Origin of the sequence: Lysobacter sp. S4-A87 (assembly GCF_022637455.1) — a bacterium.
Classification (GTDB): Bacteria; Pseudomonadota; Gammaproteobacteria; order Xanthomonadales; family Xanthomonadaceae; genus Lysobacter_J.
On sequence record NZ_CP093341.1, the window covers coordinates 2,592,077 to 2,617,177 of the forward strand.

The window sequence follows — 25,101 nt, forward strand, 5'->3', positions numbered from 1 at the left end:
TGGCGGCAACGGGACCCGGGTGCGCTTCGCTTACCCGGGCAGCGTGCTCAGTGGCTGGCGCGGTCGCGGTGCCAGCCGCGGTGCTTGATGTCCAGGTACAGGCTGTAGGCGGCGGTGAAGGCCGGGAACAGATTCTGGATCACTCCGACCGAGTCCTGCTTCTGCGAGAACACGAAGTAGCTCAGCGTCATCACGCTGCCGACCAGGCTCATGTACCAGAACAGCCGCGGGATCACCGGCTTGCCGTGCTTGCGCGAGGCGATGAACTGCACCAGCCAGCGTCCGCCGAACATCAGCGCGCCGGTCAGGCCGATGATCTTCCACGGCGACATGTGCAGACCCGTCCATTCCAGCCAGGAAATGGATTGGTTCATGAAGTCGACGCTCATCGCCCGGACCTCAGCTCAGCTCGCGCACGGCAGTGACCTTGCCACGCTTGATCAGCCATGCAACGCCGCGCAGGTCGCTGATGCCCACAAGGGCGCGGTTGAGGTTGTTGTACTTCGACACGCCGGCCGAGCGCGGGCGATGGTTCACCGGCACGCTCACCGTCTTCCAGCCCGCGCGCTGCATCAAGGCCGGCAGGTAGCGGTGCATGTGGTCGAAGTAGGGCAGGTCGAGGAACGCGGCGCGTTCGAACAGCTTGATGCCGCAGCCGGTATCGGGCGTGTCGTCGCGCAGCATCCGCGAGCGGATCGCGTTGGCCCAGCGCGAGGCCCAGCGCTTGCTGCCGCTGTCCTGGCGGTTGACCCGCCAGCCGGCGAACAGCTTGATGCCTTCGCCGGCATCGCTGCCGTCGCGCTTGTCGAGCAGTTTGGGTATGTCGGCCGGGTCGTTCTGGCCGTCGCCATCCAGCGTGGCGATCCACTCGCCGCGCGCGGCCTTGACGCCGTTGCGCACGGCGGTGCTCTGGCCGCTCTGGGTGACGTGCTGGATGACGCGCAGCTCCGGCACTTCGGCCTTGAGCACCTGCAGTACCTGCAGCGTGTCGTCGCGCGAGTGGTCGTCGATGTAGACGATCTCGAAATCGGTCCTGCCGCGCAGCGCGGCGGTAATCTCGTGCACCAGCGGTGCGACGTTGTCGCGTTCGTTGAACACCGGAACGACGACGGAGAGTTTCGGATTTGCGGTCATATGCGGGCTCAGGCCTTGTCGCCGAAATAGGCGCGGCACCAGTCGACGACCTGCGGCAACCCGGTCTCGATCGGCGTGGCCGGCTCGAAGCCGAACGCAGCGTGCGCACGTGCAGTGTCGGCCATGGTCTCGACCATGTCGCCCGGCTGCATCGGCTTGTAGACCTTGGTGGCCTGCTGGCCGGCAGCGGCCTCTATGACCTGGATGAAGCGCTCAAGTTCCACCGGCGTGTGGTTGCCCAGGTTGAACACCCGGTGCGGCGCCGCCGGCGGTGCCAGGTCGGTGGCCGGCGGATGGTCGAGCGCGCCGAGCACGCCGTTGACGATGTCGTCGACGAAGGTGAAGTCGCGGCGCATCTTGCCGTGGTTGAACACGTCGATCGGGCGTCCGGCCAGGACGGCGCGCGAGAACAGCAGCGGTGCCATGTCCGGTCGGCCCCACGGGCCGTACACGGTGAAAAAGCGCAGGCCGGTCGAACGCAGGTCGTACAGGTGCGCGTAGGTGTGCGCCATCAGCTCGTTGGCGGCCTTGGTTGCCGCGTACAGCGAGCGCGGCTGGTCGATGCGCTGGTCCTCGGAGAAAGGAGGCGTCGCCGAGTCGCCGTACACCGACGACGAGCTGGCATAGACCAGGTGCTGCACGCCGCGATGGCGGCACAGTTCGAGCAGGTTGACGAAGCCGGCCAGGTTGCTGTCGACGTAGGCATGCGGGTGCGTCAGCGAATAGCGCACGCCAGCCTGAGCGGCCAGATGGATCACCTGCGCCGGCTGCACTTCGTCGAACAGGGCCGCCAGGCCATCGCGGTCACCCAGGTCGAGCGTGCGGATGTCGACGTCCGGGCAGAGGGCGGCGACGCGGTCGCGCTTGATCTGCGGATCGTAGTAGTCGTTGTAATTGTCCAGGCCGACGACATCCGCACCACGCGCGCGCAATGCGCGGCAGGTGTACGCGCCGATGAAGCCGGCAGCGCCGGTAACTAGGATGGTCATGGGTGGGGTCCGGGGGTGACTTCGTCCAATGTCCACTGCTCCTGGAAGCAACGGTGGGCCGATTCGGGTGCCGATCGCGTGTCACGCGGTCCGGCGGCCTGTCCGACCGGCGCCAATGATGCCCGATCCGGGCAATAACCGGCGGTGAATTTGGCTCAGGGCAGGTCGGAAAGCGGTCGGAGCGCCGATCAGGCGTCGTTGCCGGGATGGAAGTCGAAGCTCAGTGTCAGCTTCAGTTCGGCCAGGCCGGCGCTGAGTTCGGGCTGCAGTTCAAAGCCGAAGGCCTCTTCGCCGAACAGCCCGACGAACAGTCCGCAGCGGCCGCCCTGGGCGGCAAAGGCATGCAGGCAGTCGCGGTGGGCCGACAGGCGCTGGTGCACTGCGCGCAGGAAATCCTCGATCTGCTCGCGGCTCCATTCGCGCGGCTGTCCGTCGGGCGTCAGTTCGGCATAGCCGTAGCTGTCGCGATAGACGCCCTGGCCGCCATCGAGCGGCTTGGCCTGCCCGGCACGCCAGCTGCGCCGGGGCGTGAGCTCCAGCTGCTGGAACAGCGGCGCCAGGTCGGCGCTGGGATGGGTGGCTCGCAGCGAAACGCGATAACTGTAGGGGTTCATCAAGCCATCCTGGCTTTGTTCGGTGACGGCCTGGCGGCGTTACTCGGTGACGGTTCCGCGCAGCTTTTCCAGCACGCCCTCGAGCGAGTCGAGGTCGTTGTAGTGGATGACCAGGCGGCCCTTGCCGGCACGGCCGTGCATCACGTTGACCTTGGTGTTGAGCGACTCGGACAGCTCGCGCTCGAGCGCGGCGATGTCGGCCTGCGGCTTGGCCTTGGCGGCCTTGGGCTTGCTGCCCGAGGTCGGGATCACGCCAGCCGACAGCTGCTGCACGCGGTGCTCGACCTCGCGCACCGACCAGCCATGCTCGGCGGCCTGGCGGGCCAGCGCGATCGCGGCCTGCGGCGTCAGCGCCAGCAGGGCGCGGGCATGGCCCATCTCCAGCGCATGGGTCTCCAGCAGCACCCGGATCTCGTTGGGCAGTTCCAGCAGGCGCAGCATGTTGGACACCGACGCGCGCGAACGGCCGACCGCTTCGGCGGCCTGGGCGTGGGTCAGGTCGAATTCGTCGATCAAACGCTGCAGCGCGGTGGCTTCTTCCAGCGGATTGAGGTCTTCGCGCTGGATGTTCTCGATCAGCGCCATCGCGACCACGGTGCGGTCGTCGACTTCGCGGATCACCACCGGGATCTCGTTCAGCCCGGCCAGCTGCGAGGCGCGCCAGCGGCGTTCGCCGGCGATGATCTCGTAGCGCTTGCCGCCGATGTCGCGCACGACGATCGGCTGGATCACGCCTTGCGCCTTGATCGACTCGGCCAGCTCGGACAGCTTGTCCTGGTCCCAGTGCTTTCGCGGCTGGTACTTGCCCGGCGTCAGCGAATCGACCGGCAGGCTGCGCAGCACATCGCCCTCGGTCGCCTCCAGCACCGGCGCTTCGGCCGCTGCCTTGGGGCCGAGAAGGGCTTCCAGACCGCGGCCGAGACCGCGCTTCTTGGCTACGCTCATGCCGTGGTCTCCTTCGCTTCAGGCGGACGTGCTGCTGCCTTGGCGGCCTGGTCGCGCTCGCGCTGGCGGCGCAGCACTTCGCCGGCCAGGCCCATGTAGGCGATGCCGCCGCGGCTGGCGCGGTCGTAACCGACGATGCTCTGGCCGTGGCTGGGGGCCTCGGCCAGGCGCACGTTGCGCGGCACGATGGTGCGGAAGACGCGGTCGCCGAAATGGTTGGTCAGCTCGGCCGAGACGGCGTTGGCGAGGTTGTTGCGCACGTCGAACATGGTGCGCAGCACGCCCTCGATCTCGAGCTTGGGATTGAGGTTGGCCTTGAGCGCTTCGATGGTGTCGACCAGCGCGCTCAGGCCTTCCAGCGCGTAGTACTCGCACTGCATCGGGACGATGATCGAATCGGCGGCGGTCAGCGCGTTGAGCGTGAGCAGCGACAGCGCCGGCGGGCAGTCGATCAGGATGAAGTCGTAGTCCGGGCGCAGTTCCTGCAGCGCCAGGCGCAGGCGCTGCTCGCGGCCGGGTTCGGCCATCAGCTGCACTTCGACCGCGGTCAGGTCGATGTTGCCCGGCAGCAGGTCGAACTCCTCGGCGGTGCGCACGATCGCGCTGCGCACCTGCGTTTCGCCCAGCAACACTTCGCAGATCGAGTTCTCCAGCTCGCGCTTGTTGACGCCGCTGCCCATCGTCGCGTTGCCCTGCGGGTCCAGGTCCACCAATAGCACCCGCTTTGGCGTGCGCGCGAGCGCGGCGGCCAGGTTGACGGCAGTGGTGGTCTTGCCGACCCCGCCTTTCTGGTTGGCGACGGCGATGATGCGGGCCATGCGGCTCGTCCTGGGCTGTGTGCGGAAGTGGACCGGCGTGGGGCCGGACCGTGGATTATGCCCGGATGCGAACCCGTCCGCGTCCCCGCCTTGCTGTCTGGGCGATATGGGCGGGGGTGGCGACGAGCGGCGACCCCGGATCAAGCACTTGCGCCGACCTGGCGTCGTCGGCCGGCTAGTCCGCGCGTCCCACCACGACCAGGTGCCGCTCGGCATCCAGTCCCGGAACCGTGAGCGGGTGCACATCCTGCACGGCCCATCCGGCCGGCAGCGCCGCGATCTCGTCGCTGGGGTAGACGCCCTTCATCGCCAGCAGGCAGCCGCCGGGTTTGAGCAGGTGACCGCCCAGTTCGATGATCAGCGGCAGCGTGGCCAGGGCGCGCGCGGTGATCGCGTCGTATTCGCCCGGCTCGGCCACGGCCTCGATGCGCGACTCGGCAACGCGGACGTCGCGCAGACCGAGCTGGCGGATCGCCTCGCGCATGAAGCGTGCCTTCTTGCCCGCGCTCTCGACCAGGGTCACGCGCAGGCCCGGTTTGACGATCGCCAGCGGGATGCCGGGCAGGCCGGCACCGGTGCCCAGGTCGGCCAGGCTGAAGCCGCGTGCGGCGCTGCCGTCGACATGTGTGCTGTCGACGAACGGGTGCATCGCCAGCGAGTCGAGCAGGTGCTTGCTGACCATCTCCTGCGGGTCGCGCACCGCGGTGAGGTTGTAGGTCTTGTTCCAGCGCAGCAGCAACGCCAGGTAGTCGAGCAGCGGCGCCGACAGCGCCGGATCGAGGGCGAGGGCGCGCAGGCCATCGTCGAGCGTCTTGCGCAGCGACGGATCGAAGGGAGCAGGGGTATTCATCCGGCGCGCAGTATCGCCGATGCGTGCGCCGGCTCCTACCCGCGCCTACAAGGACGACCGCCAGGCGACGGCGCCGAGGTAGTCCTGCGCCGGCTGCAGTTCGTGCAGCTGCCACTGCTGCGGCGTCCCCAGGGCCGGATCGCAGGCCACCAGGCGCAGGCCATCGGCCTCGTCCTCGAACCGCAACCGGTCCAGGCCGAACGAGATGCCGTGGCCATGCGCTTTCAGCACCGCCTCCTTGGCGCACCACAGCCGCAGGAAGGCGTGGTCGCGCACCGCCGCCGACGGCGCGGCATGGAGCCAGTCGACTTCGGTCGGGGTGAAAAAGCGCTGGGCCAGTTCCAGCGCGCGGGCGCGCGGGCGCAGCCGTTCCAGGTCGATGCCGACCTGCACGTCCCGGCCCAGCGCGATCAGCAGGCCGTCGCCGCTGTGGCTCCAGTTGCAGTCCCAGCCGGCCAGTTCGCCGCCCAGACGGGGCCGCCCGCGCGGATCGCGGGCCAGCGGCAGGGCCGCGGCGGCGACGCCAAGCTCGGCCGCCAGCCACTCGCGCGCCATCGGTTCCGCCGGCTGCCGCGGCAGATGCGGACGCCAGGCCCAGCGCACGGCACCGGAGGAAGGCGTTGGGGGGACAGACAGGGTCATGAACTTGCGTTTGGGTTCGCAGGCGGCCTCCAGCGTAAGCTAATGCGGGGAAAGTCGGCGCCAGCCGCAGGAATCAACGTCATGTCCGCCGTCGTCGACGCCAGCACTGCCAAGCTCTTGCCCGTGCCGCTCACGCACGGCGACGGCGCGCATGCCATCGCCTTCGATGCCGCCGGCGCCATCGATCTCCAAACGTTCTCCCGCCAGGTGCGGGCGGTGGCGGCGATGCTTCCGGACAGCCGCCACGCGATCAACCTGTGCGAGGACCGTTACCACTTCCTGGTGGCGTTCTGCGCGGCCGCGGCGCGCGGTCAGACCACGCTGCTGCCGCCTTCGCGTGCACCTGCAGTGATCGACCAGGTGCGCCTGCAATATCCGGACAGCTACTGCCTCGGTGACGATGCGCTGGCACTGGCACCGCCCGATTGCGTCCACCTGCCGCAGCCATTGCCACAACTCGACGGCGCGCCGTTGCTGGTCGACCCCGAAGCGGTGGTCGCGATCGGCTTCACCTCCGGCAGCACCGGCCAGCCTCGTCCCTACGCCAAGACCTGGGCGAGCTTCCGCGCCAGTACCGCGCAGAACCTCGCCGCGCTGGCCGGCCTGCTCGACGAGGCGGGCGTGACCCATGCCATCGCCACGGTCCCGCCGCAACACATGTACGGCATGGAGATGTCGGTGCTGCTGCCGCTGCTCGGACCGGTCGCCGTGCATTCTGCGCGGCCGCTGTTCCCGGCCGATGTCGCGCGTGCACTGCACGACGCGCCGACACCGCCGTTGCTGGTGACCACGCCGGTGCACCTGCGCGCGCTCGTCGCCGACGCCGTCGACCTGCCACCCCTGGCGGGCATCGTCTCGGCGACCGCGCCATTGCCGGTCGAACTGGCACTGGCAGCGGAAGAACGCTTCGGCTGCGAGGTGCGCGAAGTCTTCGGTTCCACCGAAACCTGCGTGATCGCGCGCCGCCGTACCGCTCGCGAAACGGCGTGGACGCCGCTGCCCGGCGTGCGCCTTGCACCCCAGCCTGACGGCACCGCCGTGCATGCACCGCACCTGTCCGAGACGGTGGTGCTGGCCGACCTGGTCGAAGTCGATCCGCATGACGGCCGCTTCGAACTGCGCGGTCGCAATGCCGACATGCTCGAGATCGCCGGCAAGCGCGCCTCGCTCGGCGACCTCACCCGCAAGCTGCTGGCCGTGCCCGGCGTCGAAGACGGCATCGTGTTCCAGCTCGACGACGCCGATGCGATGGGCGTGCGCCGCATCGCGGCACTCGCGGTCGCACCGGGGCTCGACGAAGCGGCGATCCTGTCGGCACTGCGCCAGCAGATCGACCCGGTGTTCCTGCCGCGGCCCCTGCGTCGCGTCGCGGCGCTGCCGCGCAACGAGACCGGCAAACTGCCGCGTGCCGCGCTGGCCGCGCTGCTGCACGGCTGAGCGAGCCGCATAAACAGGCGCAATCGACGCTCAATGGTGCCGATTCGCCGCATTTTCTGACGTCGCCATCACGTCGACCCATCCAGACTCGCTTCGCCCCACTTCGGGGCCGAAAGGTTTCTCACGGACCATTCCGCGCGGATCTAAGGAGACACGAGCATGATGGGCATCCTCGTCTGGCTGATTGTCGGCGGCGTCATCGGCTGGGTCGCCAGCCTGATCATGAAGACCGACGCGCAACAGGGCCTGTTCCTCAACATCGTCGTCGGCATCATCGGCGCCTTCATCGGCGGCTGGCTGGGTGGCCTGTTCGGACTTGGCGGCGACATCAACGACGGCAACTTCAGCATGAGCGGACTGCTGATGTCGCTGGTCGGCGCAATCGTGCTGCTGGCAATCGTCAACCTGTTCAGGCGCGGTCGCGTGCGCTGATACACCTGCCCCCACGATGCACAAAGGCCCGGCATTGCCGGGCCTTTTGCGTTGAGGCGACTGCCGCGGGCTTCAGCTGCCCAGTTGCACCCATGCCGGGGCATGGTCGCTCGGCCGGTCCCACGTGCGCGTCTCGCGGTCGATGCCGGCGGCCACGCTATGCGGGCGCAGTGCCTCCGACACCAGGGTCAGGTCGATGCGCAGGCCGAGGTTGCGGCGGAAGCCGCCCTGGCGGTAATCCCACCAGCTGAACTGGCGCTCCTCCGGATTGAACGCGCGCCAGGCGTCGTGCAGGCCCAGGGCGTTGATCTTCAGCAGCGCATCGCGTTCGGCGCGCGAGGTGAGGATGTGGCTGTCGTTCCAGACCGTGGCGTCATGGACGTCGCGATCGTCCGGGGCGATGTTGAAATCGCCCAACACAATCATGCGCGGATGCGCCACCAGCTCGGTCGCCAGCCAGTCGTGCACTGCTTCGAGCCAGCGCAACTTGTAGGCGTACTTGTCGGTGCCGACGTCCTGGCCGTTGACCACGTAGAGGTTGACGATGCGCAGGTCGCCGACGGTCGCCGCCAACACGCGCTTCTGCTCGTCGACGAAGCCGGGGATGCCGATCTGCACGTCCCTGGCCGACTCGCGCGACAGCACGGCCACGCCGTTGTAGGTCTTCTGTCCGGCGAAGACGCTGCGGTAACCCGCGGCGAGCAGGTCGTCGTCGGGGAAGCGCTCGTCCTCGAGCTTGGTTTCCTGCAGCGCGACGATGTCCGGATTTGCCTGAGACAGCCATTGCTGCAGATGCGGCAGGCGGACGTTGAGCGAATTGACGTTCCAGCTGGCGATTTTCATCGGCGAAGTTTAGCCGGACGCTGGCTGCGTGGGGCTGCGGCAATGTGACGGTGGTGCGTTGCGGCTACTTGTCCGGGCGGGGCCTGCAATGCTGCAATGCCGGCGGGGAAAGGGGATGACGACGCGATTGGACGAGCTGCCGCCTTGGCTTCGTCGACGCTGGCCGACGTTCCGCCACGCCCTCGCCTGGGCTGACACCACGCCAAGGGCGAATCGATCGGACAGTTCCAAATCGGACAGGGAGGTTCTTGCGTCATGGCAATTGCACTGGACCGGGCGCATCGCCCCATGGCGTGGATCTCCCGGCGGTACGGCTTCACCGGTTGGCGCAATGTCATGGCAGCCGCCGTGACAGTGGCCGTCCTCGCCGGCGTCGCCTCGATGATGCTCGGCCAGGACAGCAATGCCGACCTGCGCAACTACCACCTCTACGGCGCATACGCCTACCTGACCGACCGGCTGGAACTGGACCTGGCGCCGGCCGGCCTGCAGAGCTATCTGCCGCCGCTGCTGGATGTTCCGTACTACTTGATGGCCACCCACTTGCCGCCCTTTGCCGGCGCGTTCCTGATGGGCCTGTGGCATGGGTTGAGCTTCATCCTGGTGGCAGGCATTGCCTGGGTCGCGCTCGGCAATGACCCGTTGCGGGCCAGCCGCGCGCCGCTGCTGGGTCTGGCTGGCGTGCTGTCGGGGGCCTTCCTGTCGGAGCTGGGCAACACGATGGGGGACAACTCCACCGCACCGCTCGTGCTGGCGGCGTTGCTGGCGGCGATCAGCCTGCGCGATGACGGTGGCAAATCGTTTCCGCGGCTGGCGGCCTGCGGGTTGGTGTTGGGACTGGCCGTCGGGCTGAAGCTGACCAACGCCGTCTTCGCCGTTGCCGTGGCGGCGGCGCTGCTCGCCAGCCAGCGACCCTTGCGCCAGCGTTTCGCCGACGTGGCCATCGTGGCGACCTTCGCGCTGGCTTCCTGCGTGGCCCTGGTAGGCGCCTGGTTCCATCGCATGTGGACGGTGTTCGGCAATCCGCTGCTTCCGCAGTTCAATGCGTGGTTCCAGTCGCCGCTTGCGCCGCAGACCATGGTGTCCGACACGCGCTGGTTGCCGAAGTCGCTCTCCGAGACCGTCGCCTGGCCGGCCGTGATGACCCTCGAACCGGGCCAGGTCGGCGAGTTGAAGATCGTCCAGGCCGTGTGGCTGCTCGTCTACCTGCTGCTGGTCTACTGGGGCGCGAGGTCCGTGATGGCGCGGCGGCGCGACAGCGGGCGGCCGCTGACGACGGTCGAGCGGCAGGTGCTGGTGTTCGTGTCCACGTCCTTCGTCGTCTGGATGGCGGTGTTCTGCATTCATCGCTACCTGGTGGCTGCGGAGATCGTCGCACCGCTGGCGCTGTGGATACTGGCCCGGCGCCTGTTTCCGCAGCGCGGCGTGCAGGTGGGCCGTGTGGCGGTGACCGCCTGCGCAATCGTGGCCGTGCTGGGATGGAGCACGTGGGGCAACGCCAAGCTGACCGGAAGTGGCTTCCACGTGGCCGGGCCGGAGCAGCAGCCGCGCGCCGCGAGCGTCGTCATGACGGGCATCACGCCACTGGCATGGATGCTGCCGTTCCTGCCCCGGTCGTACCGGTTCGTCGGCCTCGGGCCGGGCTTTCCGGAAGGGCCGGGCTACGTTCCCCGCGCCCGCCAGATACTCGGCACGACCCCGGGGCGCGTGTTCGCCATCGTGCCAGCGGTCGACGACAGCAAGTTGCGAAAAGTCGCGCGCATGAACCGCACGGCGACCTGGCTGGGCCTGGACCGGCGCTGCGACCGCATCGCCTGGCTCTCGCGGAAACTGAAGCTTGATTCCCGGCCGGCCGCACGCGGCGGTTGTGAGTTCGCATTGCCCAGCCACAAGCGTCTGGACGTGGCGGCGGCGGATGCACGGATGCAGGAGAAGGCCGATGCGATCCTTTCCAGCTACGGGATGGCGCTGCGCGCCGGCTCGTGCGTCCGCCACGAAGCAGGCATCGGAGGTGACGCGCTCCCCTATCAGTGGTGCCGGATCGAAACCACCCCGTGGGCCGGACCCGAGGTGGCAGACAGAGGGCGCGCGATCGCGGCCGGGGCGGGCCGCCACGCCGGCGAGTCGCCGCAGGCAGCGCCACTGGCATACTCGAAGCAGTAAGTCCCGCCACCTGCACTGCCACCGCCACAGACACGCACATGAACTGGATCGACCTTCGCAGCGACACCGTCACCGAACCCACCGGCGCCATGCGCGAGGCGATGCTGCGCGCGCCCGTCGGCGATGACGTCTACGGCGAAGACCCGACCGTCAACGCGTTGCAGCAGCGGCTGGCCGACGACCTGGGCTTCGCCGCCGGGCTGTTCGTGCCAAGCGGCACGCAGTCGAACCTGATCGGGTTGATGGCGCACTGCCAGCGTGGTGACGAGTACATCGTCGGCATGGATGCGCATACCTACAAGTACGAAGGCGGCGGCGCCGCAGTGCTGGGTTCCATCCAGCCGCAGCCGGTGGTGCAGGCCGACGATGGCAGCCTGCCGCTGGACGTGGTCGAGCGGGTCATCAAGCCGGTGGACCCGCACTTCGCGCGCACGCGACTGCTGTGCCTGGAGAACACCTGGCACGGCCGGCCCTTGCCCCTGGCGTACCTGGCGCAGGCGCGCGCGCTGTGTGACCGGCGAGGGCTGGCGCTGCACCTGGACGGGGCGCGGCTGTTCAACGCGGCGGTGGCGCTGGGCGTTCCGGCCCGCGAGATCACGCGGCACTTCGACAGCGTGTCGGTGTGCCTGTCGAAAGGATTGGGTGCACCGGTGGGCTCGGTTCTGCTGGGCACGCAGGCGCTGATCGACACGGCCAGGCGCTGGCGCAAGGTGGTCGGCGGCGGCATGCGCCAAGCCGGCATTCTCGCCGCGGCCGGGTCCTATGCGCTGGACAACAACATCGCGCGACTGGCCAATGACCATGCCCGCGCGAAGCGGCTGGCCGATGGCCTGGGCGGTTTGTCCGGGCTGCGGGTGGTCGCGCAGCACACCAACATGGTGTTCATCGATGTACCGGTGGAGCGGCACGATGCATTGCGCGGCGTGCTGGAGCAGGCGCGCATCCGGGTGTCGATCGGCTACACGCCGGCTATCCGGCTGGTGACGCACCTGGATGTGGATGATGCGGGTGTCGATCGGGTGATCGAGGCGCTGCGCGGAGAGGGATAGCCAGGCCTACTTCGCCAGCCAGCGAACCATCTTGTCGATCGCGCCGCTGTACGGCGGCTTGAGCAGGTCGCTGGCGGCCATGCGGCGCTGGCGGAAGACCGGCAGCAGCTTGCTGAAGGTGTCGAAACCGGTGCGGCCGTGGATCGCGCCGATGCCACTGGGGCCGATGCCGCCGAAGGGCAGGTCGTGCGCGCCGAAGTGCAACAGCGTGTCGTTGACGGTGACGCCGCCGGACAGCGTGTTGGCGAGGATCTTCTCGACCTTGCTGTTGTCGTTGCTGAACGGGTACAGCGCCAGCGGGCGCTCGAGCGACTGCACCTGCGCGATCGCCTCGTCGAGCGTGCGGTAGCCCAGCACCGGCAGGATCGGGCCGAAGATCTCGTGGCGCATCACCTCGGCATCGCGCGGCGGATCCAGCACCAGCGTCGGCGGGAACAGGCGGTCCTGCGCATTGCGCACGCGCGCTTCGTCATCGAGGTTGGGCGTCACCGGCTCGATCACGGTCAGGCCGCGCGCACGTGCATCGTCGACGTAGCCGCGCAGTCGCGCGAACTGCCCGTCGTTGATGATGCGGGTGTAGTCGTGCGGTGCCTTGAAGTCGCCATAGCGCGAACGCAACTCGGCGTTCATCGCCTCGACGAAAGCGTCGCGGCGCGCCGCATCGATCAGCACATAGTCGACGCCGATGCAGGTCTGCCCGGCGTTGAACCACTTGCCGGTGGCGATGCGCGCGGCGGCGCGGTCGAGCGGGTAGTCGGCGCAGACGATCGCCGGTGCCTTGCCGCCCAGCTCCAGCGTGACCGGGGTGAGGTTGGGCGCGGCCGCAGCCATCACCTTGCGCCCGACCGCCGTCGAACCGGTGAACAACAGGTGGTCGAACGGCAATCCGGCAAAGGCCGATCCGACTTCCGGCCCGCCCAGCGCAACCGCGACGCGGTCGGCCGGGAACACATCGGCCAGCAGCTCGCGCATCCACAGGCTGGTGCGCGGCGCGTGCTCGGACGGCTTGAGGTAGACGTGGTTGCCGGCCGCGATCGCCGACACCAGCGGCACCAGGGCCAGGTTCACCGGGTAGTTCCACGGCGACAGGATGCCGACCACGCCAACCGGCTCCGGGCGGATCTGCGCGCTTGCCGGCCAGAAGCGCCAGCCGACCGCGGCGCGACGCGGGCGCATCCACCGGCGCAGGTGGCCCAGCGCATGGTCGAGTTCGGCCAGCACGATCATCGCTTCCGACAGCAGGTTCTCGTGCTGGCTGCGATGGCCGAAATCGGCGCGGATGGCCGCGTGCATGTCGGCGATGCGGGCGCGGAACGCGTCGCGCAGGCGCAACAGGTCGGCGCGGCGCTGGGCGTAGTCCGGCTTCTTCTTCTGCCAGGCCTGGCCCAGGCGCTCGCGGGTAGCGGCCAGTTCGTCGAGGGGCGTGTCGGCGGTGATGTCCATACGGGTGAGTGTAGACCGCGCCGGGGCGGGCCGAGCAGGGCATTGGCGGACATCGACACCGCCGTTCAACCCCCCCCTCCGCTAGAATCGGTCCATGACCATGCGCCCCTACCTCGACACCTTCCCGACGCACGGCGAGCGGGTCTACATCGACCCCTCCGCGGTCGTCATCGGCGACGTCACCATGGGCGACGACGTCTCCATCTGGCCGATGTGCGTGATCCGCGGCGACGTCAACAGCATCCACATCGGTGCCCGCACCAACGTCCAGGACGGCACCATCGTCCATGTCACCCACGAGGGGCCGTTCACCCGTCCCGGCGGAGTACCGACCGTGATCGGCAACGACGTGACCATTGGCCACGGCGCCATCCTGCACGCCTGCACCCTCGACGACTTCTGCCTGATCGGCATGGGCGCGCGGGTGCTCGACGGCGCCCGCGTGCACCGCTATGGTTTCGTTGGCGCCGGTGCGGTGATCGCCCCGGGCAAGCAGGTCGGCGAGGGCGAGCTGTGGCTGGGTAATCCGGCCCGGCTGGTGCGCCGCCTCGGCGAGCGCGAGATCGAGCAACTGCACTACAGCGCCCAGCACTATGTACGATTGAAGGACCGCTACCTGGACATGAACGGGTAGCACGACGGCAGTCCGCGGCAGGGGGTCGCGGGCACCGTAGACGCAAGGAAATTCCCGCAAGGGAATGGGGGATACATGGAAAGTTTCGAGTACCGCAATCCGTATGCGGCGCCGACCGCGCAGGTCCAGCCCACGGCGGCGGAGCGTTTCGACGACGAACCCACTACCGCCGGACGGCTGCCGCGCCTGCTGGCGGCACTGGTCGATGGCGGCGTGTCGATGGTGATCGCCATTCCGGCCATCATCGGTGCACTTCGCTACACGCCGCAGCGCGGCATCGGTGAGCTGGGTGGCTCGCTGATCCTGCTCAGCGTGGTCGGCTACGTGGCCCTGATCATCTACACGCTGATCCTGCTCAGTCGCGAGGGCCAGACCATCGGCAAGCGCGTGATCGGCATCCGCATCGTGCGTACCGACGGCGACCGCGCCGGCCTGGGGCGCCTGTTCTGGCTGCGCTACTTCGTGCCGGGATTGATTGGCGCGGTTCCGTACGTCGGCTGGATCTTCAGCCTCGCCAACATCCTGTGGATCTTCGGCGAGCAGCGCCGCTGCCTGCATGACCACATTGCCGACACGATGGTCGTCAACGTCTGATGCTCGACACCTACCGGGAAGTGGTGACACCCGAGGGTGTCGCCCTTCACCTGCCCGCGGCCGGCCCGGTGCCGCGGTCCCTGGCCTGGTTGCTGGATCTGGCGATCCGGCTGGGCATCGTGCTGTTCTCGGCGATGGTGCTGGGCTTGCTTGGGCGCAGCGGCGCGGGCTTCAACGCGGTCGTGCTGTTCCTGGTGTACTGGTTCTATCCGGTGCTGTTCGAGGCGATGTGGGACGGCCGCACGCCCGGCAAGCGCGCGCTCGGGCTGCGCGTGGTCGCCGCCAACGGCGCGCCGGTGGGTTGGCTGGCCGCGTTCACGCGCAATCTGCTGCGCGTGGTCGACATGCTGCCGTTCGGCTATGCCGCCGGCCTGGTCAGCAGCCTGTTCGATCCCTGGGGCCGGCGCGTGGGCGACATGGTTGCCGGCACGCTGGTCGTTCATGACGTCCGTGCGCAGGCGCCGACGCCGACCCCGGTCGACCATGTGATGGCACCGCCCGTGCTCCTGCAGCCCTATGAGCAGGCCGCGCTGGTGTCCTTCGCCGAACGCGGGCCGCGGCTGACCCAGGCCCGGCAGGAAGAACTGGCCGAATTCGCAACGCCCCTGACCGGCGCGCGCGGCACCCTCGCGGTGACGCGCCTGTACGGCATGGCCAACTGGCTGCTGGGGCGGCGCTGAAATGCGGCAGGAACACTTCATCAAGCGTCACCAGCCCGAATGGAATGCCTTCGAGCAATGGCTCGATGCGCGCGGCGAGCATGCCAAGCGCGCGCGCATGTCGCGACGGCAGTGGCACGGTCTTTCCGATCACGACGTTCCGGCGCGCTATCGGCGCCTGTGCCAGCAACTGGCGCTGGCGCGCCGTCGCGGATACAGCCCGCTGGTGACCGATCGCCTGCAGCTGCTCATGCAGCGTGGCCATGGCCTGCTCTATCGCACGCCGCCGCCGCGCTGGCGGCGGATGGTGGAGTTCCTGCTGGCCGGCTTCCCGCGCCTGGTGCGCGCCGAGCGCGGCTGCATGGCCGCGTCCGCGCTGTTGTTCTGGCTGCCGCTGGTGGTGGTGTTCGTCGCCATCCAGCTGACGCCGGAGCTGTCGGCGTCGTTGTTCGATCCGGCCCAGCTGATGCAGTTCGAGTCCATGTACGACCCGGACGATCCGTTGCGCAAGCTCGGGCGCGACAACGGCACCGACGTGGCGATGTTCGGCCATTACGTGTGGAACAACGTCAGCATCGGCTTCCGCACGTTTGCCAGCGGCCTGCTCGCCGGAATCGGCGCGGTCGTGGTGCTGATCGTCAACGGCATTGTGATCGGCGGCGTCGCCGGCCACCTGCAGGCGGTTGGCCACGGCGACCCGTTCTGGCGCTTCGTCGCTGCCCACTCGGCGCCCGAACTCACCGCGATTGTCATCGCCGGCGGCGCGGGCCTGCGCCTGGGATTGAACCTGGTCGCGCCGGGGCAGCGCCGGCGTATCGATGCCCTCGTCGACGGTGGGCGGCGCGGTGCGCTGCTGTGCCTGGGCGTGCTGGCGATGCTGGTGTTCGCGGCGTTCGTCGAAGCGTTCTGGTCGTCGATCGCGTGGATGCCGGCGTGGATCAAGTACAGCGTCGGCGGCGTGCTGTGGACGCTTACGTTCCTCTGGTTGTGGCGAGGTGGACGCAATCTCGACCTCGCTGAGGCCGGCGCCACGCCATGAAGATCGAATCCCTGACCGTGGCATTGCGACCGCGCACCGCGTGGGAAGCGATCGAGCTGGGCACCGCGCTCACCCGCCGCCATGCTGCGGCAATCTGGAAACCCTGGCTGGCGCTGACCATACCAATCCTGCTGGCGGTCAATGCCCTGGCATGGGTGACGGAGTCGTTGTGGCTGGCCGGGCTGGTGATGTGGTGGTTGAAGCCGGTGTTCGATCGCATCCCGCTGTACGTGCTGTCGCGTGCCGTGTTCGGCGACGTGCCGACCACGCGCCAGACCCTGCAGGCGCAGCGCAGCTGGGGCCTGCGCTGGGCATTGCCGTACCTGACCTGGCGCCGGCTGGGCCCGGTCCGTTCGCTGTACATGCCGGTCGACCTGCTGGAAGGTGGCCGCGGCAGCGAGGCGGCGGAGCGCCGGCGAACCCTGGGCGCGCCCGCGTACGGTGTCGGCGCCGCACTGACGATCGCCTGCGTCCACTTCGAAATCGCGCTGTTGCTGGGGTTCTACGCCACCACGATGCTGTTCGTGCCTGACGAGTACCTGTCGCAGTTCGGCAGCACCGTGTGGAAGGTGGTGCAGAACATGCCCGCCTGGCTGCAGCTGGCCAGCAACCTGCTGGCCTGGGTTGCGACCAGCCTGATCGAACCGTTCTTCGTAGGCGCGGGACTGGGCCTGTACCTCAACCGCCGCACCGAGATCGAAGCCTGGGACATCGAGCTGGCCCTGCGTCGGCTCGGCGCGCGCCTGGCCAGTGCCAGTGCGCCGGTGCTGTTGCTGCTGGCGTTCGCGTTCGCGGCGATGCCCGCGGTGTCGCATGCGCAGGACGGGCCACCGCAGGCGCAGGCGCAGTCCGACGGCGGCAGCCAGGACGAGAGCACGGACGACAGCGCGGACGACAGCACGGACGACAGCACGGACGACAGCGAAGTCGAAGAGGCCGTGCAGAAGGCCCGCAATCGCAAGATCACGCGCGTCACCCCCGAACAGATCTTCGGCCGATCACTCGTCGACGACGCCAGCCTGCGCAAGGCAGTCACCAAGGCGTACGCCGATCCCACCGTGAGCCCCAAGCGCACGGTAGCCACCTGGAAGCCGCGCGATCCGAAGAAGCCGGACGAGAAGCGCGAACCGCTGCAATGGCAGTGGCTGGGTTCGATCGTGGCGCTGATCAGCGAGTTCGGGCTGTGGGTCGTGGTGGGTGTGCTGGTGATCATCCTGCTGCTGACCGCGCCGCGTTGGCTGGTCTGGTTCCGCGATGGCGTGGCGCGCGAGGAGCGCGAGGTCGGCGGACTGCGCCTGGCCGACCTGGCCGAGCCCGAGCTGCCGTTGCCTGACGACGTCCCCTCGGTGGTCCGGCGGCTCTGGCGCGAAGGCCGCGAACGCGAGGCGCTGGCGTTGCTCTACCGCGCCAGCGTCGAAGCGATGGTGGCGCGTACCGAAGCCGTGCTGGTGCCGGGCGCGACCGAGGCCGAATGCCTGCGCGCGTCGCGCAAGCTCGCGCACGCCGAGGATCGCGATGCATTCGCCCGCGCCGTGCGCACCTGGCAGTTCGCCGCGTATGCGCAGCGCATGCCCAGCATCGACGACCTCGACACGTTGATCGACGAACTGTCGCGCCGCTTCGCCTGGACGCCGGTCGCGGCGACGCCGGGGGTGGCGGCATGAGCAGGAACAACCTGCAGGCCGTCGTCATCACCGCGGTGATGCTGGCACTGGTGGGCCTGGGCGTGGCCTGGTGGTTGAGCCATTACGAGCGCGTCGAGGAATCGGTCGACATGCCGCGCACGGGCGAGGCGCGCAGCAACCCGCTCTACGTGCTGAAGCTGGCGTTGCGCGCCGATGGCGTGAAGGCCGAGGCACGGCCAGACCTGCAGCGCGAACGGCATCGCCTCGGCGAACGCGACACGGTGCTGTTGTACAGCGACCCACGCTCACTGAGTCGCGAAGACGGCCGCGCGCTGCTGGACTGGGTCGCCAGGGGCGGCCACCTGCTGGTGCGCACGCCTCCGCCCGGGCCGTTCGCCGCCGGCACGGTCGTGCCGGTGTTGTCCCAGCTCGACGTCGTCCCTGCGCGCACACCCATCCAATGCGCCGGCTGGGACGTGCGCGGCCAGGACCCGCACGTGGAATTCTGCAGGGGCCGCCGCGCCGAACTGCTCGGCACCGCCGGCGAACTCGCGCTGGGCTGGGCCGACAGCACCGGCAACGTGTTCATGCGGCTGGCCCATGGCCGCGGCTACGTCGACGTCCTGTCCGACTTCGATTTCCTCGCCAACGACTCGCTCAAGGACATCCCGCACATCGTCCTGGCGCGCCAGTTGCTGGCGCCGAACTACCGCGCCGGCACCGTGCACCTGATCTACGACGCCGACATGCCGTCGTTCTGGTGGACGCTGGTGCGACACAGCTGGATGGCGTGGCTGCCACTGCTGCTGGCACTGCTGGCCTGGTTGTGGCTGCGCGCGCAGCGTTTTGGTCCGCTGCAGCCGGCGCCGGCCAGCGAGCGCCGTTCGCTGCTCGAGCATGTCGTCGCCAGCGGCGAACATGTCTACCGGTATGGCTATGCCCACCTGCTGCACGAAGCCGTGCGCAATGCCTTCCTCGCGCGCCTGCGCCGTCGCGACCCGCAGGCCGCGGAGCTCGGCGGCGAAGCGCAGGTGGTGATGCTGTCCGAACGCTTCAACGTGCCCGCGGCCGAGATCCGCGATGCCCTGTCCACGCCGATCGCACGCGACCACGCCGCGTTCCGCAGCCGCATCGCCACCCTGGTGCGCCTGAGGAACCAGCTGTGACCGTCCCGCCCGACTTCACACACGAGTCCACGCCATGAACGCCGACACCAACCAACCCCTGGTCCCGATCACCGGCGCCGAGCTGGCCGAACGCGCCGCTGCCGTGCGCGAACAGGTCGGCAAGGCCTTCATCGGCCAGGCCGACGTGCTCGACCAGATCCTGATCGCGCTGCTCGCCGGCGGCCACGTGCTGATCGAGGGCGTGCCCGGGCTGGGCAAGACGCTGCTGGTGAGGGCGCTGTCGCGCGCGCTGGACTGCACCTTCGCGCGCGTGCAGTTCACCCCCGACCTGATGCCCAGCGACATCAGCGGCCACGCGGTGTGGAACCCGAAGACGGAGACCTTCAACATCCGTCGCGGCCCGGTGTTCACCAACCTGCTGCTCGCCGACGAGATCAACCGCGCCCCGGCCAAGACCCAGTCGGCGCTGCTGGAGGCGATGGCCGAACTGCAGGTCACCATCGAAGGCCACAGCTTCCAGTTGTCGGCACCGTTCCTCACCCTGGCCACGCAGAACCCGGTCGAACAGGAAGGCACCTACCCGTTGCCGGAAGCGCAGCTTGACCGCTTCCTGCTGAAGATCCTGATCGGCTACCCGTCGCGGACCGACGAGAAGCGCATGGTCGCCGCGGTCAGCCAGGGCCGCAGTGCGTCGGACTTCGACCTGTCGCAGGTGCAGCGCGTGCTCGGCCCGCAGGACATCGCGGCGATGCAGGCCGGCACCGCGCTGACGACCGTGGACGATGCGGTGATCGACTACGCGGTGCGGATCGTCGCCGCGACCCGTGACTGGGCGGGCATCGCGCTCGGCGCCGGTCCGCGCGGCAGCCTCGCCCTGGTGCGTGCCGCGCGTGCGCAGGCAGTGCTTGCCGGCCGCGACTTCGTCACCCCTGACGACATCCGCGAGATCGCCAAGCCGGCGCTGCGCCATCGCATCGCCCTGGCGCCGGAGCTGCAGATCGAAGGGCAGTCGCCCGACGATGTGCTGCACGCGCTGCTGTCGAAGGTGGAGGCGCCGCGCAAGTGAGCAGGGCGCCGAAGCGTCGCGACATGGACGCTCTCGCGCCTGCGCGATTGGGTCGGGCTGAGGGCATGCGATGACCGACCAGGTCGCCGTGCGCCGTTCCTTGCCGCGTCCTGCGCCGGCCATGTTGTGGCTGCTGGTGCTGTGGGCTGCGCTCGGCGTCGCGGTCGCGTCCGGGCACGCGCCGCTGCAGGCATGGTCCACCGCCGGCCTCGGCTTGCTGCTGCTGGCGCTGTTCGACGCCGCGCAGGTGCTGCGGCGTCCGACGCCGCGCGTGCAGCGCCGGCTCGCCGACACCTGGCCGATCGGCATCGAGCGCCCCGTCACGCTGGACCTGGACAGCGACGGGCATCGCCAGCGGCTCGATGTGTTCGACCTGCATCCCGGTGGCTGGCGCATGCACGGCCTGCCGCGACGCCTGCAGTTGCGCGCCGGCGAAGCGGCATCGTTCGACTACCACCTTTGCGCCCATGCCCGTGGCGACTTCCGTTTCGAAGGCGTGCAGTTGCGCCTGCATTCTCCGCTGCGCTTGTGGTGGCACTCGCGCGTGGCGGCGGTGGAGCAGTCTGTGCGGGTGTTTCCGAACTTCGCTCCGCTCGCGCGCTTTGCCATGTTCAGTGCCGAGCAGGCCTCGCGCCTGGTTGGCGCGCACCTGCGCCGACGCCGCGGCGAGGGCACCGACTTCCACCAGATGCGCGAGTACCGCATCGGCGACAGCATGCGCCAGATCGACTGGAAGGCCACCGCGCGTGCGCGGCGACTGATCTCGCGCGAGTACCAGGACGAGAAGAACCAGCAGCTGGTGCTGCTGCTCGACACCGGACGGCGCCTGCTGGCGCGCGACGGCGAAGTGGCGCACTTCGACCACGTCCTCGATGCCTCGCTGGTCGTGGCCTACCTGGCGTTGCGCCAGGGCGATGCGGTCGGCCTGCTCGCCAGTGGTGGCGACAGCGCATGGGTGCCGCCACGTCGTGGCGTCGGCGCGATCGACGAATTGCTGCGCGCCAGCTACGCGCTGCAGCCGCAGCCGGTGGCCACCGACTTCCTGGCCGCCGCGACCGAGCTGTCGCTGCGCCAGCGCCGGCGTTCACTGGTGATGATGGTGACCAACCTGCGCGACGAGGACATGGACGATGTGCTCGCGGCCGTGCAGATGCTGCGCAAGCGCCACCTGGTGTGCGTGGCGAGCCTGCGCGAGGGATCGCTCGACAGCGCGCTTGGCGAGACGGTGCAGGATTTGTCGCAGGCAATCCGCGCCGGTGCCACCGCGCAATACCTGGAACAGCGCAATGCCGCCCACGAGGCGCTGCGCAATCACGGCGTGATGGTGCTGGACGTGGCCTGCGACAAGCTCGCCGCGTCGCTGGTGGAGAAGTATCTTTCGGTCAAGCGCGACGGCTTGCTGTAGCGCAGACGATCAGCTCCGACGATCAGCTCCGACGATCAGCTCCGACGATCAGGGAGCAGGCGATGACCCGCACTGCTCCCCCCTCGACTCAGGCAGCTTCCTGCTGGCTCTGCGGCCAGCCATCGGCCAGCGATTCCGACAGGCGCTTTTCCGGCACCCACTCGCCGAGCGAGTACTTCACGATGTAGATGCCCATGACGGTGCCGATCGGCACCACGAGCATCGTGACCGCACCCAGTACCAGCGATGCCGTGCGTCCTTTGCAACCGTCCGCACTGCTGCCGACGATGAAGTGTGCTGCCGCCAGGATTGCCAGCGGCGCCGCGATCATTGCGGCCACCATTCCCGGATTGGTGCCAACTGCTGCGTAGACGAAAATCGCCGCGAGCACCATGACGACGCAGTAGATGCCCGCGATCATCCGGTGTGCGTGTGCTGCTCTTACGTGGTTTGCCATGCCTTCCCCCTGAGATAGTCCCCACTACCCGAAGCCCGGCCGGGCCGTGCTGCCCCAGCCGGTGCCCGCCTGCAGCCTATGGCAGTTCGGGCGGGTCGGCAAACGCGCGGAAGCCCCTGATTCCGCAGTCCCCTGTTCAGCGACGGCGCTGCGAGAACAGCCACTCCCGCCACCCGTGGCCGGGGTAGATGTCGGCCGGCAACCGGTGATCGAGTCCGTCGTACTCGCGCAGGCGGACCTTGCTGCCTCCCAGGGTGCGGATCGCGGCGATGAGGCGGCGGTCGGCGTCGATCGGGTTCTCGCTGTCGGCGTTGCCGTGGAGCACCCAGGCCGGCGTGTCGAGCAGTGCCCGGGCCGTGTCGTCGGCCGGGGCGATGCCCGACACCGGCACGATCGCGGCGAACAGGTCCGGGCGCGCTGCGGCCGCGAGCCAGGTCGCCGAGCCGCCCATCGAGAACCCGGCGGCGTAGATCCGCTGGCGGTCGACGGGCCGCTGCGAGGCCACGTGCTCGACCAGCTCGAGCGCCGCCGCCAGCGCCGGCGAGGCGACGGCCGACTGCGGATGCGTCGGCGAGTCGTAGTTGGCGCTGCGCTGTTCGAACTGCGGCACCAGCACATAGGCCGGGTAGCGACGGCGCACGTCGGGCATCGCCCAGGTCAACGGCATGCGTTCGATCTGTGCGGCGTTGTCGCTGCCGATGCCGCCGGAGGAATGCAGCTGCAGCACCAGCGGGTAGCGCTTGCCGCGCTTGCCATCCAGCGGCACCAGCAAGCGGTAGCGGATGCGGGTGCCGTCACTGGCAACGAACTCGCCACGCTCGAACGCGTCGGTGCTGGCGGCGGCGAGGGTGTCTCGGGACAACGGACCGACACCGAGGATGATCTCGTCGCCATCGCCGGCATGCGAGGTGAACGTAACGAGCAGGAGCACCAGCGCAGCAAGCAGCTTCATGCGATTCACAAGTGAACAGGGAGCCATAGCGTAGCCCGGGCAAGGCCAAAGGCCGCACCCGGGGAACGAACAACCTCAAGGCAAGGTCAACCGCTCCAGCTCACCAAGCGAGGCCATCGCCTCGTTGCGTTCACCCCCGCACATGTCGACCGTCGGCCGCAGCGACGCGCAGAACGCTGGCCTCTCGGGCCGGCCAAACAGTCGGCAACGCAGCTCATCATCGAGCTGGACGCAGGGCATTCCCGCCGGCTTGCCATGCGGCATGCCGGGAATGGGCGAGGTGATCGAAGGCGCGATGCAGCACGCGCCGCAGCGGGCGCGGCATTCCATCGGTTGAACTGGTGTGTCGTGTCCGCGGTCAGTCCGCGGTGACCAGCACCGCACGGTGCTCGCGCAGGAACTCGAAGCACGGATCGGTATCCGGGCGCACGCCATGCCAGCGCTGGAAGCTCTCGGCGGCCTGCTCGACCAGCATGCCCAGGCCGTCGATGCGGTCGTGCGCACCGGCTGCGTGTGCCCATGCCAGGAACGGGATCGCGACCTCGCCGTAGCTCAGGTCCACCGCTGCCGTGCGCGGTCCGGCCAGGGCCACCGGCAGGCTCGGCAGGGCGGCATCGCGTGCGGCCGAGGTGGCATTGATGATCAGGTCGAACATGCCCAGCGAATTGACGTCGCTGAAGTAGCGCGGATGCACGCGGCCGGGCTGGGCCAGCACGTCGGCCAGGGCGTCGGCGCGTTCGGGCGTGCGGTTGACGATGTAGAGGTCGCCGATGCCCGCGTCGAGCAGCGCCGGTGCCACGCCGCGCGCGGCGCCACCGGCGCCCAGCAGCAGGGTTCGGCGCGAGCGCAGGTCCAGGCCATGGCGTTCGGTGAGGTCGCGGACCAGGCCGACGCCGTCGGTGTTGTCGCCTTCCCAGCCCGTGGCGGAGCGGATCAGCGTGTTGACCGCGCCGGCGCGGCGCGCGCGCTCGGTCAGCGTGGTGCAGCTGGTTGCCGCGCGGGTCTTGTGCGGCAGGGTGATGTTTGCGCCCAGGCCGCCCTCGGCCGCGAATTCCACCAGCATCGCGTCGAAGTTCTCCGGCGCGGCGTCGAGCGCGATGTACTCCAGCGCGATCCCGGTCTGCTTGCCGAACGCAGCGTGGATCTTCGGCGACAGCGAGTGCGCCACCGGATGGCCGATGACCGCGAAGCGCTTGACGATGGCGGGATTTGCGACAGAGGCGAAATTGGACACGGGGGACCCTCGCTTAGACTTGAGGCCACAGACACAGGAGAACGTTCCATGCGACGTGCAGCGGCCTTGCAGGGCTTGAGTTTACTCCCCGCCTTGGCGCTGGGCGCCTGGATCATGTCCGGTCCGGCGGCGGCCTTCCTGTCCGAATTCGGGATCGAAGGCATGGGCGTGGTGTCGACCAAAGCCAGCGAAGTCCGTGCAAGCGTCAGCCCGGACGGCAAGCGTATCGTCTGGGGCAGCACGGACCGTGAAGGCGGCCCGGGCGGCCGCGACCTGTGGCAAGCCACGCTGAAGGACGGCCGCTGGCAGGACGCCACACCCCTGTCGATCAATTCAGCATCCAAGGACTACGACCCGCTGTTCAGCGCCGATGGACGCTGGCTGTACTTCTTCTCCGACCGCCCCGGCGGCGTGGGTGGCGATGACCTGTACAGGGCGGCGGTGCTGGACGGTGGCGGGTTTGGCAAGCCGGAGAATCTCGGCGCGGGCGTCAACACGCGCGGCAACGAATGGGCGCCGACCCCCAGCCGCGACGGCCGCCACCTGCTGTTCGCCAGCGACGGCCGTGGTGGCGCCGGCCGCCAGGATCTGTTCGTGGCGCGATGGGACGGCAAGGCGTTCAGCGATGCGAAGCCGTTGCCGGGCGTGAACAGTGCCGGCGACGAACTCGACCCGGCCTGGCTTGGCGACGGCGAAGCGATCGTCTTCACCCGCTCGAAGAACGTGAACGACCAGCCGGTGCGGTTGTTCGTCGCCCAGTGCGATGGCAAGCGCTATGACGACGTGCAGCCGCTCAAGCTGTCCTTCAACAGCGAAGACGGCATCACCTTTGGTCCGGCGCTGGACTGGAACAAGCCGGGCGAGCTGCTGGTCACCGGGACCGCGAAGTCGCCCAAGGCGGGCAAGTACGACATCTACCGGATGAAGGCGCCGGCGGTGACGGGCAAGGC

General features: G+C 68.9%; 26 protein-coding genes and 1 pseudogene. 13 read left to right on the forward strand and 14 right to left on the reverse strand.

The features are described from left to right. Positions 1 to 47 precede the first annotated feature (47 nt). The 8 genes from MNR01_RS11605 to MNR01_RS11640 all read right to left on the reverse strand — a co-directional run bounded on the left by MNR01_RS11605 (position 48) and on the right by MNR01_RS11640 (position 5,992). Positions 48 to 389 carry a lipid-A-disaccharide synthase N-terminal domain-containing protein gene (locus MNR01_RS11605; protein WP_241917956.1) on the reverse strand — a complete coding sequence of 114 codons (342 nt, stop codon included), beginning with the start codon at positions 387 to 389 and terminating at the stop codon, positions 48 to 50. Positions 390 to 399: 10 nt separating this feature from the next. Next, complete coding sequence (locus MNR01_RS11610; protein WP_241917957.1) at positions 400 to 1,134, reverse strand: glycosyltransferase family 2 protein; 735 nt, start codon at positions 1,132 to 1,134, stop codon at positions 400 to 402. A gap of 8 nt (positions 1,135 to 1,142) precedes the next feature. Further along, on the reverse strand, positions 1,143 to 2,123 hold the full coding sequence (locus MNR01_RS11615; protein WP_241917958.1) for an NAD-dependent epimerase/dehydratase family protein: 981 nt from the start codon (positions 2,121 to 2,123) through the stop codon (positions 1,143 to 1,145). A 188-nt stretch (positions 2,124 to 2,311) separates the two neighbouring features. Then, a complete protein-coding gene (locus MNR01_RS11620; protein WP_241917959.1) occupies positions 2,312 to 2,737 on the reverse strand; it encodes a hypothetical protein in 426 nt (141 codons plus the stop codon). Between the two features lie 39 nt (positions 2,738 to 2,776). Continuing rightward, complete coding sequence (locus MNR01_RS11625) at positions 2,777 to 3,682, reverse strand: ParB/RepB/Spo0J family partition protein (protein ID WP_241917960.1); 906 nt, start codon at positions 3,680 to 3,682, stop codon at positions 2,777 to 2,779. Next, positions 3,679 to 4,500 carry an AAA family ATPase gene (locus MNR01_RS11630; protein WP_241917961.1) on the reverse strand — a complete coding sequence of 274 codons (822 nt, stop codon included), beginning with the start codon at positions 4,498 to 4,500 and terminating at the stop codon, positions 3,679 to 3,681. Before MNR01_RS11630 ends, MNR01_RS11625 begins: the two co-directional genes overlap by 4 nt. Before the next feature lie 175 nt (positions 4,501 to 4,675). After that, positions 4,676 to 5,350 carry a 16S rRNA (guanine(527)-N(7))-methyltransferase RsmG gene (rsmG, locus tag MNR01_RS11635; RefSeq protein WP_241917962.1) on the reverse strand — a complete coding sequence of 225 codons (675 nt, stop codon included), beginning with the start codon at positions 5,348 to 5,350 and terminating at the stop codon, positions 4,676 to 4,678. Between the two features lie 45 nt (positions 5,351 to 5,395). Further along, positions 5,396 to 5,992, reverse strand: a complete 597-nt coding sequence (locus tag MNR01_RS11640; protein WP_241917963.1) for a 4'-phosphopantetheinyl transferase superfamily protein — start codon at positions 5,990 to 5,992, stop codon at positions 5,396 to 5,398. Positions 5,993 to 6,073: 81 nt separating this feature from the next. Between MNR01_RS11640 and MNR01_RS11645 the strand changes: the two genes are divergently transcribed. Together MNR01_RS11645 and MNR01_RS11650 are read left to right on the forward strand one after the other, a co-directional pair. After that, a complete protein-coding gene (locus MNR01_RS11645; protein ID WP_241917964.1) occupies positions 6,074 to 7,429 on the forward strand; it encodes an AMP-binding protein in 1,356 nt (451 codons plus the stop codon). A gap of 162 nt (positions 7,430 to 7,591) precedes the next feature. Beyond that, entirely contained in the window at positions 7,592 to 7,861 is a 270-nt protein-coding gene (locus MNR01_RS11650) for a GlsB/YeaQ/YmgE family stress response membrane protein (RefSeq protein ID WP_241920599.1), read from the forward strand. Positions 7,862 to 7,933: 72 nt separating this feature from the next. Here the strand turns inward: MNR01_RS11650 and xth are convergent, their stop codons facing one another. Next, positions 7,934 to 8,704 (reverse strand): exodeoxyribonuclease III, encoded by a 771-nt coding sequence (xth, locus tag MNR01_RS11655; RefSeq protein WP_241917965.1) that lies wholly within the window; start codon positions 8,702 to 8,704, stop codon positions 7,934 to 7,936. 255 nt (positions 8,705 to 8,959) lie between these two features. On the opposite strand from xth, the gene MNR01_RS11660 reads away from it, so the two are divergent. Continuing rightward, complete coding sequence (locus tag MNR01_RS11660; RefSeq protein WP_241917966.1) at positions 8,960 to 10,867, forward strand: glycosyltransferase 87 family protein; 1,908 nt, start codon at positions 8,960 to 8,962, stop codon at positions 10,865 to 10,867. 38 nt (positions 10,868 to 10,905) lie between these two features. After that, a complete protein-coding gene (gene ltaE / locus MNR01_RS11665) occupies positions 10,906 to 11,916 on the forward strand; it encodes a low-specificity L-threonine aldolase (RefSeq protein WP_241917967.1) in 1,011 nt (336 codons plus the stop codon). Positions 11,917 to 11,922: 6 nt separating this feature from the next. Here the strand turns inward: ltaE and MNR01_RS11670 are convergent, their stop codons facing one another. Then, entirely contained in the window at positions 11,923 to 13,359 is a 1,437-nt protein-coding gene (locus MNR01_RS11670) for a coniferyl aldehyde dehydrogenase (protein WP_241917968.1), read from the reverse strand. A gap of 94 nt (positions 13,360 to 13,453) precedes the next feature. Here MNR01_RS11670 and MNR01_RS11675 point away from each other — a divergent pair, with 94 nt between their 5' ends. The 8 genes from MNR01_RS11675 to MNR01_RS11710 all read left to right on the forward strand — a co-directional run bounded on the left by MNR01_RS11675 (position 13,454) and on the right by MNR01_RS11710 (position 21,508). After that, positions 13,454 to 13,993, forward strand: coding sequence for a gamma carbonic anhydrase family protein (locus MNR01_RS11675; RefSeq protein WP_241917969.1), 540 nt, complete (start codon positions 13,454 to 13,456; stop codon positions 13,991 to 13,993). A 75-nt stretch (positions 13,994 to 14,068) separates the two neighbouring features. Further along, the gene (locus MNR01_RS11680) at positions 14,069 to 14,587 is read left to right on the forward strand and encodes an RDD family protein (RefSeq protein WP_241917970.1); all 519 of its coding nucleotides are present in this window, start codon (positions 14,069 to 14,071) and stop codon (positions 14,585 to 14,587) included. Continuing rightward, a complete protein-coding gene (locus MNR01_RS11685; RefSeq protein ID WP_241917971.1) occupies positions 14,587 to 15,267 on the forward strand; it encodes an RDD family protein in 681 nt (226 codons plus the stop codon). Before MNR01_RS11680 ends, MNR01_RS11685 begins: the two co-directional genes overlap by 1 nt. A 1-nt stretch (position 15,268) precedes the next feature. Further along, positions 15,269 to 16,285: a stage II sporulation protein M gene (locus tag MNR01_RS11690; protein WP_241917972.1), complete on the forward strand. Its 1,017-nt coding sequence runs from the start codon at positions 15,269 to 15,271 to the stop codon at positions 16,283 to 16,285. Beyond that, positions 16,282 to 17,949: a DUF4129 domain-containing protein gene (locus MNR01_RS11695; protein ID WP_241917973.1), complete on the forward strand. Its 1,668-nt coding sequence runs from the start codon at positions 16,282 to 16,284 to the stop codon at positions 17,947 to 17,949. The genes MNR01_RS11690 and MNR01_RS11695 overlap by 4 nt, the downstream gene beginning before the upstream one ends. Next, positions 17,946 to 19,076 carry a DUF4350 domain-containing protein gene (locus MNR01_RS11700; RefSeq protein WP_241917974.1) on the forward strand — a complete coding sequence of 377 codons (1,131 nt, stop codon included), beginning with the start codon at positions 17,946 to 17,948 and terminating at the stop codon, positions 19,074 to 19,076. The genes MNR01_RS11695 and MNR01_RS11700 overlap by 4 nt, the downstream gene beginning before the upstream one ends. Before the next feature lie 34 nt (positions 19,077 to 19,110). Continuing rightward, complete coding sequence (locus MNR01_RS11705) at positions 19,111 to 20,103, forward strand: MoxR family ATPase (RefSeq protein WP_241917975.1); 993 nt, start codon at positions 19,111 to 19,113, stop codon at positions 20,101 to 20,103. A gap of 70 nt (positions 20,104 to 20,173) precedes the next feature. Beyond that, on the forward strand, positions 20,174 to 21,508 hold the full coding sequence (locus tag MNR01_RS11710; protein WP_241917976.1) for a DUF58 domain-containing protein: 1,335 nt from the start codon (positions 20,174 to 20,176) through the stop codon (positions 21,506 to 21,508). Between the two features lie 88 nt (positions 21,509 to 21,596). Here MNR01_RS11710 and MNR01_RS11715 read toward each other — a convergent pair whose 3' ends face one another. From MNR01_RS11715 to aroE, 4 genes are all read right to left on the reverse strand, one after another. Further along, on the reverse strand, positions 21,597 to 21,929 hold the full coding sequence (locus MNR01_RS11715) for a hypothetical protein (RefSeq protein ID WP_241917977.1): 333 nt from the start codon (positions 21,927 to 21,929) through the stop codon (positions 21,597 to 21,599). A gap of 172 nt (positions 21,930 to 22,101) precedes the next feature. After that, positions 22,102 to 22,917, reverse strand: coding sequence for a PHB depolymerase family esterase (locus MNR01_RS11720; RefSeq protein ID WP_241917978.1), 816 nt, complete (start codon positions 22,915 to 22,917; stop codon positions 22,102 to 22,104). Between the two features lie 75 nt (positions 22,918 to 22,992). Continuing rightward, the gene (locus tag MNR01_RS11725) at positions 22,993 to 23,247 is read right to left on the reverse strand and encodes a YkgJ family cysteine cluster protein (protein ID WP_241917979.1); all 255 of its coding nucleotides are present in this window, start codon (positions 23,245 to 23,247) and stop codon (positions 22,993 to 22,995) included. A gap of 28 nt (positions 23,248 to 23,275) precedes the next feature. Beyond that, a complete protein-coding gene (gene aroE, locus MNR01_RS11730; RefSeq protein ID WP_241920600.1) occupies positions 23,276 to 24,118 on the reverse strand; it encodes a shikimate dehydrogenase in 843 nt (280 codons plus the stop codon). An 81-nt stretch (positions 24,119 to 24,199) separates the two neighbouring features. Between aroE and MNR01_RS11735 the strand changes: the two are divergent. Beyond that, a pseudogene (locus tag MNR01_RS11735) lies at positions 24,200 to 25,087 on the forward strand (TolB-like protein); the annotation flags it as partial. Positions 25,088 to 25,101: the final 14 nt, after the last annotated feature.

What these genes read in the sequence shown, in the direction of transcription:
- MNR01_RS11605 (WP_241917956.1), bottom strand. Translation starts at nt 389, where the DNA reads ATGAGCGTCGACTTCATGAACCAATCCATTTCCTGGCTGGAATGGACG.
- MNR01_RS11610 (WP_241917957.1), bottom strand. Translation starts at nt 1,134, where the DNA reads ATGACCGCAAATCCGAAACTCTCCGTCGTCGTTCCGGTGTTCAACGAA.
- MNR01_RS11615 (WP_241917958.1), bottom strand. Translation starts at nt 2,123, where the DNA reads ATGACCATCCTAGTTACCGGCGCTGCCGGCTTCATCGGCGCGTACACC.
- MNR01_RS11620 (WP_241917959.1), bottom strand. Translation starts at nt 2,737, where the DNA reads ATGAACCCCTACAGTTATCGCGTTTCGCTGCGAGCCACCCATCCCAGC.
- MNR01_RS11625 (WP_241917960.1), bottom strand. Translation starts at nt 3,682, where the DNA reads ATGAGCGTAGCCAAGAAGCGCGGTCTCGGCCGCGGTCTGGAAGCCCTT.
- MNR01_RS11630 (WP_241917961.1), bottom strand. Translation starts at nt 4,500, where the DNA reads ATGGCCCGCATCATCGCCGTCGCCAACCAGAAAGGCGGGGTCGGCAAG.
- rsmG (WP_241917962.1), bottom strand. Translation starts at nt 5,350, where the DNA reads ATGAATACCCCTGCTCCCTTCGATCCGTCGCTGCGCAAGACGCTCGAC.
- MNR01_RS11640 (WP_241917963.1), bottom strand. Translation starts at nt 5,992, where the DNA reads ATGACCCTGTCTGTCCCCCCAACGCCTTCCTCCGGTGCCGTGCGCTGG.
- MNR01_RS11645 (WP_241917964.1), top strand. Translation starts at nt 6,074, where the DNA reads ATGTCCGCCGTCGTCGACGCCAGCACTGCCAAGCTCTTGCCCGTGCCG.
- MNR01_RS11650 (WP_241920599.1), top strand. Translation starts at nt 7,592, where the DNA reads ATGGGCATCCTCGTCTGGCTGATTGTCGGCGGCGTCATCGGCTGGGTC.
- xth (WP_241917965.1), bottom strand. Translation starts at nt 8,704, where the DNA reads ATGAAAATCGCCAGCTGGAACGTCAATTCGCTCAACGTCCGCCTGCCG.
- MNR01_RS11660 (WP_241917966.1), top strand. Translation starts at nt 8,960, where the DNA reads ATGGCAATTGCACTGGACCGGGCGCATCGCCCCATGGCGTGGATCTCC.
- ltaE (WP_241917967.1), top strand. Translation starts at nt 10,906, where the DNA reads ATGAACTGGATCGACCTTCGCAGCGACACCGTCACCGAACCCACCGGC.
- MNR01_RS11670 (WP_241917968.1), bottom strand. Translation starts at nt 13,359, where the DNA reads ATGGACATCACCGCCGACACGCCCCTCGACGAACTGGCCGCTACCCGC.
- MNR01_RS11675 (WP_241917969.1), top strand. Translation starts at nt 13,454, where the DNA reads ATGACCATGCGCCCCTACCTCGACACCTTCCCGACGCACGGCGAGCGG.
- MNR01_RS11680 (WP_241917970.1), top strand. Translation starts at nt 14,069, where the DNA reads ATGGAAAGTTTCGAGTACCGCAATCCGTATGCGGCGCCGACCGCGCAG.
- MNR01_RS11685 (WP_241917971.1), top strand. Translation starts at nt 14,587, where the DNA reads ATGCTCGACACCTACCGGGAAGTGGTGACACCCGAGGGTGTCGCCCTT.
- MNR01_RS11690 (WP_241917972.1), top strand. Translation starts at nt 15,269, where the DNA reads ATGCGGCAGGAACACTTCATCAAGCGTCACCAGCCCGAATGGAATGCC.
- MNR01_RS11695 (WP_241917973.1), top strand. Translation starts at nt 16,282, where the DNA reads ATGAAGATCGAATCCCTGACCGTGGCATTGCGACCGCGCACCGCGTGG.
- MNR01_RS11700 (WP_241917974.1), top strand. Translation starts at nt 17,946, where the DNA reads ATGAGCAGGAACAACCTGCAGGCCGTCGTCATCACCGCGGTGATGCTG.
- MNR01_RS11705 (WP_241917975.1), top strand. Translation starts at nt 19,111, where the DNA reads ATGAACGCCGACACCAACCAACCCCTGGTCCCGATCACCGGCGCCGAG.
- MNR01_RS11710 (WP_241917976.1), top strand. Translation starts at nt 20,174, where the DNA reads ATGACCGACCAGGTCGCCGTGCGCCGTTCCTTGCCGCGTCCTGCGCCG.
- MNR01_RS11715 (WP_241917977.1), bottom strand. Translation starts at nt 21,929, where the DNA reads ATGATCGCGGGCATCTACTGCGTCGTCATGGTGCTCGCGGCGATTTTC.
- MNR01_RS11720 (WP_241917978.1), bottom strand. Translation starts at nt 22,917, where the DNA reads ATGAAGCTGCTTGCTGCGCTGGTGCTCCTGCTCGTTACGTTCACCTCG.
- MNR01_RS11725 (WP_241917979.1), bottom strand. Translation starts at nt 23,247, where the DNA reads ATGGAATGCCGCGCCCGCTGCGGCGCGTGCTGCATCGCGCCTTCGATC.